This is a genomic window from Amycolatopsis camponoti (assembly GCF_902497555.1).
GTDB classification, from domain to species: domain Bacteria; phylum Actinomycetota; class Actinomycetes; order Mycobacteriales; family Pseudonocardiaceae; genus Amycolatopsis; species Amycolatopsis camponoti.
On record NZ_CABVGP010000003.1, the window covers coordinates 680441 to 693748 of the forward strand.

Below are 13308 nucleotides of genomic sequence, written 5' to 3' on the forward strand. Positions count from 1 at the left end.
GAACGTCCACCACACGAATAGCAGGAATTACCGGTTCACAGGGATCAACGGCCGCCACCGACGTCGAGCACCGCTCCCGTGGTGAACGACGACGCCGGCGACAGCAGGAACAGCACCGCTTCGGCGATTTCGGCCGGCTCCCCGGCGCGCCCCATCGGGATCTGCGGCGCGTACTTCGCCATCCGGTCCGGCAGGCCGGCCGCCTCGTGCAGGCCAGTGTGGATCATCCCGGGCGCGACGGCGTTGACCCGGATGCCCTCGCCCGCGACCTCCTGGGCGAGCCCGAACGTCAACGTGTCGACGGCGGCCTTCGACGCCGCGTAGTGCACCCACTCCCCGGCCGACCCGGTCCGCGCGGCCGTCGAGGAGATGGTGACGATCGCGCCGCCGTCGCCGCCGTACCGCGTCGACATCCGGCGGACCGCCTCACGGCAGCACAGGAACACGCCGGTGACGTTGACGTCGAGGGTCCGCCGGACGACCCCGACGTCGTAGGAGTCGAGCCGCCCGGGCGTGTTGCCGACGATCGCGGCGTTGTTGACCAGCGCGTTCACCGGGCCCAGCTCGGCGGCCGCGTCGAACAGCGCGCGGACGTCGTCCTCCACCGAGACGTCCGCGCGGACCGCCAGCGCCTGACGGCCGTGCGAACGCACCTCGTCGGCCACCGCGAGAGCGGGCGCGGAATCGCCGGAGTAGTTGACCACGACGTCGTAGCCGCGCGAGGCCGCCAGCGTGCAGATGGCCGCGCCGATCCCCCGGCTGCCACCCGTGACGATGAGAGTCAAATCGCGAAGTTCGCCAGCGGCAGGTTCTCCAGCACCAGGTCCGCGCGGTCGCGCGTCTGGGAGATGAGGTCGGCGTTGCGCTGGTCCGAGCCGAGCGCGCGGCGGCGGGCCTCGACCAGCGAACGGCCGTAGCGGCGGTGGCGCGACACCAGCCGTTCGATCCGCTCGGGCTCGTCCGGCGCGAGGAACCACGCCTCGGTGAGCAGCGGCCGGATGGCGCTCCACGGGTCGTCCGGCAGCAGCAGGTAGTTGCCCTCGGTGATCACCAGCTGGACCTCCGGCGGCACGGCCACCGCGCCGGCGATCGGCTCCTCGATCTCGCGGCGGAACTCCGGCGCGTAGACCGTCTCGCGGCCTTCGGCGAGCCGCTTGATCATGTGGTAGTAGCCGGCCGCGTCGAACGTGTCCGGGGCGCCCTTGCGCTCGGTGCGCTCCAGCCGGCGCAGCTCGACCTGCGCGAGGTGGAAGCCGTCCATGCCGACCACCGCGGCGCGCGAGCCGAGCGCGTTGGCCAGCGCCCAGGCCAGCGTGGTCTTGCCCGACGCGGGCGCGCCGATGATGCCCAGCACGTTGCGCTGCCCGCGCACGGTCAGGCCCTCGGCCCGGGCCAGCAGGTCGTCGAACGCCGTCATGTCCTGTTCCTTCCTGCGATCGCGGTCGTCCACGACCGCGGTCCCACCTGCCGCACCCGTTCGGCGGCCACCTCGTTGGCGAAGCGAATCCGGTCCGTCACCGTCGGTTCGCGCGTCACGGCCACGGCGAGCGCGCCGTGCCAGACGTCGCCCGCACCTAGTGTGTCTCGCGCTTCGACGCTCGCGACAGGCACCTCACCCGAGCCGCCGTCCGCAGTGGACCACCGCACCGGGCGGGGCCCCGCGGTCGTGATGACGGTCGGGACGCCGCGCTGGTGGAGACCGGGTTCCGGGGCGCGGAAGTGCGCGGAACACGCGGCGATGCCGACCAGCGGGAGGAGTTCGTCGAGCACGGGTTTCCAGCTCCCGGCGTCGAGCACGACCGGCACGCCGTCGGCGTTGGCGGCCTTCGCGACGGCCAGCGCGAGGTTCGGGTGGTGGCCGTCGACGAGCACCACGTCCGCGTCGAGCGTGCCGCTCCAGGTGACTTCGGAGCCCGCCGCGTTGCGCGAGACGACCGTGCGTTCGCCGTCGCGTTCGCGGACGGCGACGGCGCTGACCGGCGGCGGATCGGACCGCGTGGGATCGAGGTCGACGACCCGCACGCCACAAGCTTCGAGGTCGGCGCGGGCGAGCGCCGCCAGCGGGTGTGCACCGAGGACCGTCAGCAAGGTCGCCTCGGCCCCGAGCGCGGCGGCCGTCACCGCGGCGTTCGTCGCGGGCCCCCCGGCCGCGACGTCCACCCGCAGTGACTGCACCTTCTCGCCCGGCGCCGGAAGCTCGTCGACCCGCTGGACGACGTCCACGGTGCACAGCCCCGCCAGCAGCACTCTCACGTCAAGCCGGCCACATGGGTAGCGGCGGCGGCCTCTTCGATCTCGCCGTTTTCGTTGAGCCGCAACGCACCCGTGAGCAGGCCGACGACCTGGTTCATCGTGTGCGTCTTCGGCGAGACGACCGCGACGCGCTTGCCGAGGCGGTGCACGTGGATGCGGTCGGCGATGTCGAAGACGTGCGGCATGTTGTGGCTGATCAGCACCACCGGCAGGCCGCGGTCGCGGATCCGGCCGATGAGGTCGAGCACCTTGCCGGACTCGGCGACGCCGAGCGCGGCGGTGGGCTCGTCCATGATCACGGCCTTGGTGCCGAACGCGGCCGCGCGGGCCACGGCGACGCCTTGGCGCTGACCACCGGAAAGCGTCTCGACGGGCTGGGAGATCGACTTGATGTTGATCCCCAGCTCGTCGAGGATCCGCTGCGCCTCGGACCGCATGGTCGCGGTGTCGAGCTTGCGGAACAGCCCGAGCGGACCCTTGAGCCGCTTTTCCCGGCCCAGGAACATGTTCGACGCGATGTCGAGCGCGGGCGCGACGGCGAGGTCCTGGTACACCGTCTCGATCCCGTAGTGCCGAGCGTCCAAAGGGGACTTGAAGTGGACGGTCTGACCGTCCACTTTGATCTCTCCCTCGTCCGGGATCACCGCTCCGGACAGGGCTTTGATGAGCGACGACTTCCCGGCGCCGTTGTCCCCGACCACGGCGAGCACCTCGCCGGGGAGCAGGTCGAAGTCGGCGCCGTCGATGGCGGTCACCCGGCCGTAGCGTTTCACCAGGCCACGGGCCTGCAGGATCGGTTCGGTCATGACTGCTGCTGCCTCCTCGCGATCCGGTCCACCACGACGGCGGCGATGAGCAGGGCGCCGGTGGCGAGGTCCTGGTAGTTGCCGTCCACGTTCATCTGCGTCAGCCCGGACCGCAGCACGGCCACGACCAGCGCGCCCATCAGCGTCCCGAGCACCGAACCGCGGCCGCCGAAGAGGCTCGTCCCACCGAGGACGACGGCGGTGATCGAGTCGAGGTTGCCGAGCTGGAACTGGTTCGGGTCGGCGTTCGGCGTGCGGCCGAGCGCCTGCCAGGCGGCGATGCCGAAGGTCAGCCCGGCCACGATGTACACCGAGAGGACCGTGCGGTTGACCTTGATGCCGGACAGTCGCGCGGACTCCGGTGCGTTGCCGACCGCGTAGACGTGCTTGCCCCACGCGGTTTTCGTCAGCGCGTACCAGACGCCGAGGTACATCAGCAGCGCCAGCGTCATGCCGTAGGTGATCGGGATGCCGCCGAAGAGGTAGCGCTTGGTGCCGAGCCACTGCAGCACCCCGTCGGTCACCGGGACGGCCTGGCCGCCGGCGATCAGCTTCGAAACCGCGGTCAGCATGGTGAACGTGCCGAGCGTGATGATGAACGCCGGGAGCTTGACCCGCGTGGCGAGCCCGCCGATGAAGATGCCGACGATGATCGTCAGCACGACGCCGGCGAGCAGCGCGACGAAGCCGTTGGTACCCGCCGCGGCGAGCTTCGCCATGATCAGCGTCGCGACGACCATCGAGGCCGCGTTGGACAGGTCGATGCCCGCGATGAGGATGACGAGCGTTTGGCCCAGCGCGAGCGTCCCGACGACCAGCGACTGCTGGACCACCGTGGACAGGTTGTCGAGGTCGAAGAAGGTGTCCGTGGCCAGCGAGAACACCACGATCGCGACGACCAGCGCGAGCGCCGGGCCGACCGCGGGGGCGCGGAGGAGGAACTCGCCGAGCGACTCACGGTCCTTCGTGTCCCTTGTGGACACTGTCGCGGTGGTCATTTCGGTCCTCCCCAGCAGTTCTGCAGGCCCCACGCGGTGTCGTGGCTTTCGACGCCGGGCAAGGGCTTGTCGGTGATCACGGCGGACCCGGTGTTGACGAAGCCGGTCGGCTTCTTCCCGGTCTTCGCGTAGTCGACGGCCGCGAGCACGCCCTGTTCGGCCATCTTCTTGGGGAACTGCATGACGGTCGCGGCGTACTGGCCGTCCTTGACGTTCTGGACGCCCTCGCAGCCGCCGTCGATCGAGCCCATCACGATCTGTCCGGTGAGCCCGCGGGCCTTCAGCGCCGCGTACGCGCCGCGGCCCATCGGCTCGTTCATCGAGTAGACGGCGTTGATGTCGGTGCTGCGCTGCAGCAGGTTCTCCATGCCCTGCTGGGCGAGGCTCTGGTCGCCGTTGGCCGCGGTGTGGCCCTTGATCTCCGGCGAGCCGTCGGTCAGCCCGATGCCCTTGAGGAAACCGCCGTGGCGCTGGGTGTCGACCGAGCTGCCCGCCGTCCCGTCGACCATGAGCAGCTTGGGCGGGACGCCCTTGAGCGCGGCCTTGACGTAGGCGCCCTGCTGCTCGCCGGCGGCGAAGTTGTCGGTGGCGAAGGTGGCGTCGACGGCGTCGGGCGGTTCGGTGGCGGTGTCGAGCGCGATGACGAGGATCCCGGCGTCGCGGGCGTCCTTGATCGCCTTGAGCACGCCGGTCGACGAGCTGGGTGTGATGAGGATGGTGTTCGCGCCCTGCTGCACCAGGTTCTCGATGGCGCGGACCTGGCCGTCGTTGTCGCCGTCGAACTGGCCGGCGAGCGCGCTGAAGTCGGCGCCGTTGGCCTGCGCGGCCGCTCTGGCGGAGTTGCGCAGTTCGACGAAGTAGGGGTTCGTGTCGGTCTTGGTCACCAGGCCGACCTTCGCTTTGCCGCTCCCGCCGGTGTTCGTGCTGCCACCCCAGTGGCGTTCGACGGTGCAGCCGGTCGTCGCGACGAGCACGGCGGCCAGTGTGAGTGCGGTGAGACTTCGCTGTCTCATGGGTTCCCACCCCTTAAAGAAGACACGGTGTGATCGGGTGCTTGCCGATGGTCGGGAAGGTAGACAGACTGCACCGCGTACGCAAGCGTTTGCGCAAACGCTTGCCGGAAAGGAATGGCATGCCCCAGCCGAGATCATCGCGGCCGACCCAGCGGGACATCGCCGAGCTCGCCGGCGTTTCGATCACGACCGTGTCGCACGTCGTCAACGGGACGCGGGCGGTCGCGGAGGACACCAAGGCGGCCGTCCTCCGGGCGATCGAGACGACCGGCTACACCGGCGACGCGATCGCCCGTTCGCTGGTCACCGGCGGGACGCGGTCGATCGGGATGGCCATCTCGCTGGTGGCCAACCCGTACTTCGCGACGCTGATGCAGGCGATCGAGCGGGAGGCGTCGGCGCACGGGTACACCGTGCTGCTGGCCGACACCCACGACACCGCAGGCACGGAGCGTGACACCGTGCGGGCGCTGCGTTCGCGGCGCGTCGACGGCCTGCTCATCACCCCGGCCCCGGGCGACGGCCCGGTGATCGGCGAGCTGGTGTCGCTGGACGTGCCGACGGTGCTGATCGACCGGCTGACCACCCGCGCCGACGTCGACCAGGTGGGCACGGAGAACATCCAGGCGACGTCGGCGCTGACCGCGCACCTGGCGACGCTCGGGCACCGGCGGATCGGGATGATCAGCGGCACGCCCGGGCTGTCGACGAGTGAGGAGCGCGTCCTGGGCTACCGGCTGGGGCTCGGCCGGTCCGGGCTGACGTGGTCGGCCGACCTCGTGGCCTGCGGAAACTCATCGCACGAAGGGGGCTCGCTGGCGTTGAGCACGCTGCTGGCGCTGCCCGAGCCGCCGACGGCGCTGGTCGTCGGGAACGACAGCATGATGGTCGGGGTGCTGCACGAAGCGCGGCGGCGCGGCCTGCGCATCGGGCGTGACCTGCCGGTGGTGGTCTACGACGACGTCGAGTGGGCGGACCTGGTGGACCCGCCGCTGACGACGATGGCGCAGCCGATCGAGGAGATCGGGCGGCAGGCCGTGCGGCTGCTGCTGGCCCGGATCAACGACCCCGCGCGCAAGGCCGAGACGGTCCGGCTGCCACCCACTCTGCGTCACCGTGAGTCGTGCGGCTGCCCGCCGATTCACTCACATAAGTGATTCTGGGGTCCTAGCGCTTCGGCGTGAGCGCTCAGCGGATACCTTTCGGCTGAGCGTCTGCGAGGGCTTATGACCGCACTATCGCCAGAGCTCCGGTTGTGGGACCCCCCGGTCACCTACCGGATCGGCGTCGCGATGGGTACGCACGCGAACCCTTACTCGGGTGAGCTGCTGCGCTCGATCAGGGCCGCCGCCGCTCAGGCGGGGTGCGATGTCACGCTGGCGGACACCGGCGACACGGCGAGTGAAGAGGATTCGCTGGTGCGCGCGCTGCGAGCGGACCTCGTGGACGGCGTGTTGCTGGTGCCCTCGACCGGCGGCGAAGCGGTGATCAACGGCCTGGTCCGGATGGGCGTGCCGACGGTGCTGATCGACCGCGTCGCCGCCCGCAACGACGTCGACCAGGTGGGCACGGAGAACGTGCACGCGGTGGCGTCGCTGGTCCGTCACCTGGTCGAGGGACGCAACCGCAAGATCGGCCTGATCTCGGGCGACGAGAGCCTGGACATCAGCCGCGAGCGCGTCCGCGGCTACCGGCTGGGCCTGGAGCAGGCGGGGCTGCGGTACAACCGCGAGCTGGTGGAGTGCGGGTTGTCGACATCGGGCGGAGCAGCACGGGCCACGGCCAAGCTCCTGGACGGCTGGCCTTCCCCGACGGCGTTGGTGGTGGCGGACGAGTCGATGCTGGTGGGCGTCCAGTACGAGGCCCACCGCCGCGGAATCCGCATCGGCTCGGAGCTGGCGGTGGTCGGCTACGGCGACATGGAGTGGGCCCGCAGGGTGAGCCCGGCGGTGACAACGTTGGCCCAGCCGGTCGCCGACATCGGACGCCGGGCGGTGCAGCTGCTGCTGTCCCGGATGGCCGACCCCGACCGGCCGCCGGAGACGGTGTCGCTGACGCCGCGCTTCTTGCACGGCGCCTCCTGCGGCTGCTGACCACTCCCGGCCCGGGCGCGGGAGAATGGGGCGGTGATCCGGCTCGCGCACACCGCCCAGCTGCCCTCCGCCGAGCTGGACGCCGTCCGGGCTCTGCTCGAAGGCGCGTTCGCCGACTTCGACCTTCCGGGCTGGGAAAACACCCTCGGCGGGATGCACGCCCTGACCTTCGACGGTGACGACCTGGTCGGCCACGCCTCGCTCGTGCAACGCCGGCTCCTGCACGGCGATCGCGTGCTGAACACCGGCTACGTCGAGGGCGTCGCGGTGCACCCGGACCACCGGCGGCGTGGGGTCGCGAGTGCGTTGATGGCGGCGATGGAGGATCTGCTGCCCGGATACGAGGTCGGCGCCCTGAGTGCGACCCGGGCCGGGGCGCCGCTGTACGCCGGACGGGGCTGGCAGCAGTGGCGAGGACCGACCTTCGCCCTGACGCCGGCGGGAGTGCGGCGCACCGAGGACGACGACGGCGGGGTCTACGTCTTCCCCGGCCGGGCGTCGCTCGATCTGGACGGCGCGCTAACCGCCGACTGGCGGGCCGGCGACGTCTGGTGACAGCGTTGCCGCGGCCTCCAGCAGCATCCAGCCGCCCACCTGGACCGACATGTCGCGCTCCGGGGCGTCCTCCGGCAATGGCAACGCCAAGGCCGGGCGGTCCCAGAACGCGCTGAACACCGGCCCTTCCGCCGCGCCAGACCAGCAGGCCTTCGCGGAGTCCAGCACCAACGACCGCGCCAGAGACGCCTCCGGACCGGGCAAAGCACGCGCCGCCAAGGCCAGGTACCGGGCCAAGATCGCCGCGAACAGCCCGCCGTCGCCACCGCCTTGGCCGCGGATCACCCCTCCCGGGGCGCAATGCGAAGCCACCGCCCGCACCGTTCGAGCAGCGTCGTCCACCAAGGACAGTTCCAGGCACGCCCCGAGGTAAACCCCTTGGCAGTACGTGTAGATGTGCTCGACCAGCTCGCCCGTGTCCGTGCGGATGCCGTCCCAGACCAGGCCGGTCGCCGGATCGACCAAAGTGGACGTCATCCAGTCCGTCATCTCACGAGCGCGGGAGAGATTTCCCGACCGGGCGTGGAAGATCGCCGCCGGGCCGTTGGCCGGGGCGTTCTTGAACTCGTCGCCGACGCGCCACCAGATTCCGCCGCCCGCCGCGGACGTCCAGCCCGACAGCAGCTGCGTGTCGATCGCCGCGACAGCCGGGCCGACGTCGATACCAAGATGCTGAACCCGTTGCAGCGCAAGGCCGAGCCAGGCGATGTCGTCGTAGTACTCGTTCGTCCAGCGCCCGAAGTTGCGCAACCGCACCGAACGCACGAAAGAACGGATCAGGGCCAAGCGCGAAGCAGACGGAGACCGTTGCTGAGCGTCGACCAGCGTGTCCAGCAAATGGGCCTGCCACCAGTAGTTCCAGTGCCAGTGCAGCCGCTGGCCGACCGATGCCGGCCAGCCGCTGCGGCCGAGGACCGTGCCGGGCAGCCCCCAGACGCGGCGGAGGTGCCGGGCGGTCACCGCGCGTTCGGCAGCCGAGACGTCCATGGCGCAATCCTGCCTTGCCCATCGACATACCGCTCGGTATGTTGAGAGACCCGACGGCCTGCGAGGTACTCATGACCACGGCACACGTCACCTGCCCGCTGTGCGAGGCCACCTGCGGCCTCGAGGTCACGCTCGACGAGAACCAGCAGGTCACCCGGGTCACCGGCGACGACAACGACGTTTTCTCGAAGGGCTACATCTGCCCGAAGGGCGCGTCGCTCGGGGCGCTGCACCACGACCCCGACCGGCTGACCGCGCCCCTGCTCAAGCGCGACGGCGAGTTCGTCGAAGTCAGCTGGCAGGAGGCCTACGACGAGATCGACCGCCGTCTCCCGCCGATCCTCGAGGAGCACGGCCGGGACGCCGTCGCCGTCTACGCGGGCAACCCCGGCGTGCACAACATCGCGCTCACGCTCTACGGCCGCGTGCTCTACAAAGCGTTGGGCACCAAGAACTTCTACAGCGCGACGTCCGTCGACCAGATGCCGAAGCACTACTCGTCCGGCACGATGTTCGGCGACCCGCTCGCCATCCCCGTGCCCGACCTCGACCGCACGCGGCACCTGCTGATCCTCGGCGCCAACCCGCTCGTCTCCAACGGCAGCTTGATGACCGCGCCGGACATCCGCGGGCGGCTGCGCGGGATCCGCGAGCGCGGCGGCAAGATCGTCGTCGTCGACCCGCGCCGCACGCGCACCGCGCAGTTCGCCGACGAGCACCACGCCATCCGGCCCGGCACCGACGCGCTGCTGCTGTTCGCGCTGGTCAACGTCCTGTTCGCGGAAAATCGCGTCGCGCCCGGCCGGCTCGCGGAGCACCTCAACGGCCTCGACGACGTCCGCGAGCTGGCCCGGCCGTTCACCCCGGAAGCCGTCGCCTCGCGCACCGGCATCGACGCCGCCGACATCCGCCGGATGGCGCTCGAACTGGCCACCGAGAACGCCGTCGTCTACGGCCGGATCGGCACCACGACCCAGACGTTCGGCACGGTCGCGAGCTGGCTGGTGGACGTCCTCAACGTGCTCACCGGCAACCTCGACGAGCCCGGCGGCGCGATGTTCCCGCTGGCCGCGTGCCAGCCGACCGGGAACCGGCGGCCGTTCGCCGTCGGGCGCTGGCACAGCCGCGTGCGCGGCTACCCCGAGGTCGTCGGCGAACTGCCGGTCGCGACACTGGCCGACGAGATCGAAACCCCGGGCGACGGCCAGGTCCGCGCGCTGATCACCGTCAGCGGCAACCCCTGCCTGAGCACGCCCAACGCGGGCCGCCTCGCCGAAGCCCTGAAGAAGCTCGACTTCATGATCTCCGTCGACGTCTACCTGAACGAGACGTCACGCCAGGCCGACGTCATCCTGCCCGGCCCGTCGCCGCTCGAACGCCCGCACTTCGACCTGGCCTTCTACCAGCTGTCGGTGCGCAACGTCGCCAACTGGACGCCGGCGACGCTGCCGTCGAAGCTCCCGCAGGAGTGGGAGACGATGCTGCGGCTCACCGGCATCGTCACCGGTCAGGGCCCCGAAGCGGACGTCGCGGCGCTCGACGACTTCGTCGCCGCCGAAACCGCGCGCCGGAACAAGCTCGACGTCACCGGTGGGCGCACCGGGCCCGCGCGGCTGGTCGACCTGCTGTTGCGCGCCGGGCCGTACGACGTCACGCTCGCCGACCTCGAAGCCGCGCCGCACGGGGTGGACTTCGGGCCGCTGAAGCCGCGGATCCCCGAGGTGCTGTGCACGGCGTCCGGCCGGATCGAGCTGGCCCCGCCGGAGGTCGTCGCCGACGTCCCGCGGCTGCGTGACGAGCTGGCGAAGCCGGCCGACGAGGGCCTCCTGCTGATCGGACGGCGGCACCTCAGCTCGAACAACTCGTGGATGCACAACCTGAAACCGCTGATCCGCGGCGGCAACCGCTGCACGGTCCTGGTCCACCCGGCCGACGCGACGCGCCTGGGCCTCACCGACGGCGCGCTGGCGTCGGTGACCTCGCGCGCGGGCAAGCTCGAAGTCCCGGTCGAGGTGACGGACGAGGTCCGGCAGGGCGTCGTCAGCATCCCGCACGGCTGGGGCCACGACGTCGACGGCTCGCGGACGCGGGTGGCCCGCGCGAACCCCGGCGTCAACTCGAACCTGGTCGCGGACGAGACGCTGCTGGACGTTCCGTCCGGAACGTCGGTGTTGAACGGCATCCCGGTCGAGGTCGCACCCGTCTGACGCTTGACACCGGCGACGGTCCGAGAGGATTCTCGGCCAGGCATGTTGACGTCAACATCGATCATCGGACATCGGAGTTCGCATGACCTGCCTTCGTCGCTGCCTGCGTGTCCTCCTGCTCGCCGTGCTCGCCGCGCCCCTGCTCACGGTCCCGCCGGCGTCCGCCGCGACGAACGCCTTCCGCGGCGTGAACTGGGCCGACGCCCGCGACAACTACGTGGACGGCTGGGTCATCCCGACCGGTCTCACCGCGGGTGACAGCTACGACGTCGTCCGCACCAAGGCGGACGGCATCATCACCGGCTTCCAGCAGCAGCTCGGCGCGAACACCGTGCGGCTGCCGATCAACCCGCCGAGCGTGAATTCGGACTGGTGGGCGCGGTACAAGGGCGCCGCCGACTCCGCGTTGGCCCACGGCATGAAGGTCATCTTCGGGTACTGGGAAGCGAACAAGGACGGGTTCGTCGACGACGTGACCGCATGGAACACCATGTGGGACAAGGTCACCGGCGACTACGGCGGCAACGGGAACGTCTACTTCGAGCCGATGAACGAGCCGTTCGGCTACAGCCTGAACTCCTGGGTGTCGCTCTGCTCGACCTGGCTGTCCCGGCACTCGACCATCCCGCGCGGCCGGGTGCTGATCAGCGGCACCGGCTACAACGACAACGTCACCGGCGTCGGCGCGGCGAGCACGTTGAGCGGAACGCTGCTGTCCCTGCACTTCTACGGCTTCTGGGCCTCGGACACGACCCGCTCGGCGTGGACCACGAACCTCAGCAACCGGCTCGGGTCGTACTCCTCGCGCACGGTCATCGACGAGGCCGGCGCCCCGATGACGACCGGACTGGACTACTCCGCGGGCCACCAGGACGGCAACACCTTCACCGCGTACTTCGCCGCCACCACCGACCTGGCGAGGTCACGGCAGATGGGCGTCGTCTACTGGCCCGGCCTGCGCTCGGGGGACACCTACTCGATCACGCGGCAGAGCGGCAGCGGGCTGGCCACGAACAACGCGTCCGGCGTGGTGCAGCTGCGCTGGGGATGGGGGCTCTGACTACCAGGCCGTCGACAGGTCGGCGTGCTGCCGGACCCAGGCGTGCATGACGATCCCGGCCGCGACGCCCGCGTTGATCGAGCGCGTCGTCCCGAACTGGGCGATCGACACCACCAGGGATGCCGCTTCCTGCGTGCCCTCGGACAACCCCGGCCCCTCCTGGCCGAACACCAGCACGCACTCGCGCGGCAGCGACGCCGTCTCCACCGGCTCGGACCCCGGGGTGTTGTCGACCGCCACCACCGCCAAGCCGTGCTCGGCCGCGAACGAGACCAGCCCGGAGACGTCGTCGTGGTGGCGGAGGTGCTGGTAGCGGTCGGTCACCATCGCGCCGCGACGGTTCCAGCGGCGGCGGCCGACGATGTGGACCTCCGCCGCCGCGAAGGCGTTCGCCGTGCGGACCACGGTGCCGATGTTGTGGTCGTGCTGGAAGTTCTCGATCGCGACGTGGAAGGGGTGCCGCCGGCGGTCCACATCGGACACGATCGCCTCACGGCGCCAGTAGCGGTAGGCGTCGACGACGTTCCGGCGGTCGCCGTCGCGCAGCAGGTCGGGGTCGTACCGCTCGTCCGTGGGCCAGTCACCCGGCCACGGGCCGACGCCGACCTCTTCGCGGCTCACCCACTCGGTGGGTCCGGCGTCGGGGGAGGTGCTCACCCCCCGATTGTCGCCTAGCCCAGGCGCACCTGGTGCGTCCGGGCGTCCTCTGCGTGGTGACGCCAGCGGTGGTAGACGCCGACGTAGGAGTAGATGACCACCGAGATCGCGACGACACCGATGGCCGGCAGCCACGACTGGGGGAACACCGTGCCGTAGAGGTAGTAGGCGTTGAACCCGCCGGGCAGGTCACCGAGACCCTGCTGGTGGCGGAAGAAGTTCTCCAGCGCGGTGAACGGGCACGGCACCGGGGCGACGTTGACCAGGATTCCCCAGGCGACGGCGAGCATGTGCACGAAGATCAGCTTCGGCCAGCGCCAGGCGACAAATCCGCCGAAACCGATCAGAAGCAAGGCCAAAAGGTGTACCGCGACAGTCACATCCGCCAGGAACTTCGCCACCACACGCCCCCTTCACCGTCCCCCTACCAGCGACTTTACTCCGCTGATCGAGTTCGGCCGCCCCTGAGAATGCCCCGGCGTGTGATGTTTAACCCACCGGAGCAACCCGTTCACCTGGGCGGTGACGGAGGCGTTACACCCGGTGGGAATTCCGGTGGGCGTTTCGCCGGGTATTTCGTGGGCTCCTCGCGCGGGTACTGCTCGGGCGGTTTCTTCCACGGCGGCGCGTGCCCCGGCCGCTCCGGTGGCTCGTCGGGCTTCGACGGCTCGTCCATGCT

14 protein-coding genes are annotated in these 13308 nt (G+C 70.6%); 5 read left to right on the forward strand and 9 right to left on the reverse strand.

The features are described from left to right. Positions 1-44 precede the first annotated feature (44 nt). The 6 genes from AA23TX_RS39650 to AA23TX_RS39675 are packed head-to-tail and all read right to left on the reverse strand — an operon-like array spanning position 45 to position 5070. Positions 45-785 (reverse strand): SDR family oxidoreductase, encoded by a 741-nt coding sequence (locus AA23TX_RS39650; protein WP_155548094.1) that lies wholly within the window; start codon positions 783-785, stop codon positions 45-47. Further along, entirely contained in the window at positions 782-1417 is a 636-nt protein-coding gene (locus tag AA23TX_RS39655) for a nucleoside/nucleotide kinase family protein (protein WP_155548095.1), read from the reverse strand. The genes AA23TX_RS39650 and AA23TX_RS39655 overlap by 4 nt, the downstream gene beginning before the upstream one ends. Then, positions 1414-2247 (reverse strand): PfkB family carbohydrate kinase, encoded by an 834-nt coding sequence (locus AA23TX_RS39660; protein ID WP_155549373.1) that lies wholly within the window; start codon positions 2245-2247, stop codon positions 1414-1416. The genes AA23TX_RS39655 and AA23TX_RS39660 overlap by 4 nt, the downstream gene beginning before the upstream one ends. Before the next feature lie 2 nt (positions 2248-2249). Further along, positions 2250-3059, reverse strand: a complete 810-nt coding sequence (locus AA23TX_RS39665; RefSeq protein ID WP_155548096.1) for an ATP-binding cassette domain-containing protein — start codon at positions 3057-3059, stop codon at positions 2250-2252. Next, a complete protein-coding gene (locus AA23TX_RS39670; RefSeq protein WP_155548097.1) occupies positions 3056-4057 on the reverse strand; it encodes an ABC transporter permease in 1002 nt (333 codons plus the stop codon). The genes AA23TX_RS39665 and AA23TX_RS39670 overlap by 4 nt, the downstream gene beginning before the upstream one ends. Beyond that, positions 4054-5070, reverse strand: a complete 1017-nt coding sequence (locus AA23TX_RS39675) for a substrate-binding domain-containing protein (protein WP_155548098.1) — start codon at positions 5068-5070, stop codon at positions 4054-4056. The genes AA23TX_RS39670 and AA23TX_RS39675 overlap by 4 nt, the downstream gene beginning before the upstream one ends. 119 nt (positions 5071-5189) lie before the next feature. Here AA23TX_RS39675 and AA23TX_RS39680 point away from each other — a divergent pair, with 119 nt between their 5' ends. The 3 genes from AA23TX_RS39680 (at position 5190) to AA23TX_RS39690 (ending at position 7718) form a co-directional block, all read left to right on the forward strand. Further along, entirely contained in the window at positions 5190-6227 is a 1038-nt protein-coding gene (locus tag AA23TX_RS39680) for a LacI family DNA-binding transcriptional regulator (RefSeq protein ID WP_155548099.1), read from the forward strand. 69 nt (positions 6228-6296) lie between these two features. After that, complete coding sequence (locus tag AA23TX_RS39685) at positions 6297-7163, forward strand: LacI family DNA-binding transcriptional regulator (RefSeq protein ID WP_155548100.1); 867 nt, start codon at positions 6297-6299, stop codon at positions 7161-7163. 33 nt (positions 7164-7196) lie between these two features. After that, positions 7197-7718: a GNAT family N-acetyltransferase gene (locus tag AA23TX_RS39690; protein WP_155548101.1), complete on the forward strand. Its 522-nt coding sequence runs from the start codon at positions 7197-7199 to the stop codon at positions 7716-7718. Here the strand turns inward: AA23TX_RS39690 and AA23TX_RS39695 are convergent. Then, positions 7683-8705, reverse strand: a complete 1023-nt coding sequence (locus AA23TX_RS39695; RefSeq protein ID WP_155548102.1) for a glycoside hydrolase family 76 protein — start codon at positions 8703-8705, stop codon at positions 7683-7685. The two genes, AA23TX_RS39690 and AA23TX_RS39695, sit on opposite strands and share 36 nt — an antisense overlap. A 71-nt stretch (positions 8706-8776) precedes the next feature. Between AA23TX_RS39695 and AA23TX_RS39700 the strand changes: the two genes are divergently transcribed. Next, positions 8777-10912, forward strand: a complete 2136-nt coding sequence (locus AA23TX_RS39700; RefSeq protein ID WP_196425795.1) for a molybdopterin-dependent oxidoreductase — start codon at positions 8777-8779, stop codon at positions 10910-10912. 82 nt (positions 10913-10994) lie between these two features. Further along, positions 10995-11972 (forward strand): cellulase family glycosylhydrolase, encoded by a 978-nt coding sequence (locus tag AA23TX_RS39705; protein ID WP_155548104.1) that lies wholly within the window; start codon positions 10995-10997, stop codon positions 11970-11972. On the opposite strand, the gene AA23TX_RS39710 is transcribed toward AA23TX_RS39705, so the two are convergent. Both AA23TX_RS39710 and AA23TX_RS39715 read right to left on the reverse strand, forming a co-directional pair. Next, positions 11973-12629, reverse strand: coding sequence for a TrmH family RNA methyltransferase (locus AA23TX_RS39710; protein WP_155548105.1), 657 nt, complete (start codon positions 12627-12629; stop codon positions 11973-11975). A gap of 14 nt (positions 12630-12643) precedes the next feature. Further along, positions 12644-13030 carry a DUF2784 domain-containing protein gene (locus tag AA23TX_RS39715; protein WP_155548106.1) on the reverse strand — a complete coding sequence of 129 codons (387 nt, stop codon included), beginning with the start codon at positions 13028-13030 and terminating at the stop codon, positions 12644-12646. Positions 13031-13308 lie beyond the last annotated feature (278 nt).

Coding starts and splice junctions, on each gene's coding strand:
- AA23TX_RS39685 (WP_155548100.1), top strand. CDS start 6,297: ATGACCGCACTATCGCCAGAGCTCCGGTTGTGGGACCCCCCGGTCACC.
- AA23TX_RS39670 (WP_155548097.1), bottom strand. CDS start 4,057: ATGACCACCGCGACAGTGTCCACAAGGGACACGAAGGACCGTGAGTCG.
- AA23TX_RS39665 (WP_155548096.1), bottom strand. CDS start 3,059: ATGACCGAACCGATCCTGCAGGCCCGTGGCCTGGTGAAACGCTACGGC.
- AA23TX_RS39695 (WP_155548102.1), bottom strand. CDS start 8,705: ATGGACGTCTCGGCTGCCGAACGCGCGGTGACCGCCCGGCACCTCCGC.
- AA23TX_RS39700 (WP_196425795.1), top strand. CDS start 8,777: ATGACCACGGCACACGTCACCTGCCCGCTGTGCGAGGCCACCTGCGGC.
- AA23TX_RS39680 (WP_155548099.1), top strand. CDS start 5,190: ATGCCCCAGCCGAGATCATCGCGGCCGACCCAGCGGGACATCGCCGAG.
- AA23TX_RS39705 (WP_155548104.1), top strand. CDS start 10,995: ATGACCTGCCTTCGTCGCTGCCTGCGTGTCCTCCTGCTCGCCGTGCTC.
- AA23TX_RS39675 (WP_155548098.1), bottom strand. CDS start 5,070: ATGAGACAGCGAAGTCTCACCGCACTCACACTGGCCGCCGTGCTCGTC.
- AA23TX_RS39655 (WP_155548095.1), bottom strand. CDS start 1,417: ATGACGGCGTTCGACGACCTGCTGGCCCGGGCCGAGGGCCTGACCGTG.